This window comes from Veillonella sp. 3_1_44 (assembly GCF_000163715.1).
Taxonomy (GTDB): domain Bacteria; phylum Bacillota; class Negativicutes; order Veillonellales; family Veillonellaceae; genus Veillonella; species Veillonella parvula_A.
In genome coordinates, this window is sequence record NZ_GG770205.1 from 1 (window position 1) to 1,032 (window position 1,032).

Annotated in this window: 1 protein-coding gene and 1 pseudogene; both read left to right on the plus strand. The window is 39.9% G+C overall.

Annotated elements, in window-relative coordinates; genetic code table 11:
• Positions 1–144: pseudogene (locus HMPREF0873_RS09715) on the plus strand (IS200/IS605 family transposase); the annotation flags it as partial.
• A 286-nt stretch (positions 145–430) separates the two neighbouring features.
• Positions 431–895, plus strand: coding sequence for an IS200/IS605 family transposase (tnpA, locus tag HMPREF0873_RS09720; RefSeq protein WP_038125930.1), 465 nt, complete (start codon positions 431–433; stop codon positions 893–895).
• Positions 896–1,032 lie beyond the last annotated feature (137 nt).

Below are 1,032 nucleotides of genomic sequence, written 5' to 3' on the forward strand. Positions count from 1 at the left end.
AGAGGATATTATGTGGATACGGTAGGACGATATGAAGGAGCGATAAAAGAGTATATTCGCAATCAACTACAAGAAGATATTGCACAAGATACATTAAACTTTAAAGAGTATACCGACCCGTTTACGGGTGAGCCGGTAAAATAGGCAAAATAAAAGCCCCCGAGTAGGGGGCAGCCAGTGGTAATAGAGTGGTTGTCAGATCATTCAATGCCCTCTTTAGAGGGCCACCACTAGAGAAAGACCCTTATAGGGTCAGAGCAAACCACCCGTTCTACGGGTGGTTATGATTTGTACGCCGAATAGGCATGACTAAACCCCCAGTTAAACTGGGGGTCAGTAAAAATTCTTAGAGAAAAGGAAAGAACCTCCTAGTGCTAGAATGGAGTTGGTCTGGCAACCACAACATTTCAACATAGGAGGTTCAATGTCAATGAATGACGTAAAAAGCTTATCACATAGTAAATGGAGATGTAAATATCATATTGTTTTTGCTCCAAAATATAGAAGACAAATAATTTATGGTCGGATAAAAGCTGATGTAGGTAAAATTCTAAGAGATTTATGTAAAAGAAAAAATGTAGAGATTATCGAAGCGGAATGCTGTCCGGATCATATCCATATGCTAGTAACAATTCCACCACATTTAAGTGTATCAAGTTTTATGGGGTATTTAAAAAGCAAAAGTAGCCTCATGATATTCGACAAACACGCAAATTTAAAATATAAGTATGGAAATAGACATTTCTGGTGTAGAGGATATTATGTGGATACGGTAGGACGATATGAAGGAGCGATAAAAGAGTATATTCGCAATCAACTACAAGAAGATATTGCACAAGATACATTAAACTTTAAAGAGTATACCGACCCGTTTACGGGTGAGCCGGTAAAATAGGCAAAATAAAAGCCCCCGAGTAGGGGGCAGCCAGTGGTAATAGAGTGGTTGTCAGATCATTCAATGCCCTCTTTAGAGGGCCACCACTAGAGAAAGACCCTTATAGGGTCAGAGCAAACCACCCGTTCTACGGGTGG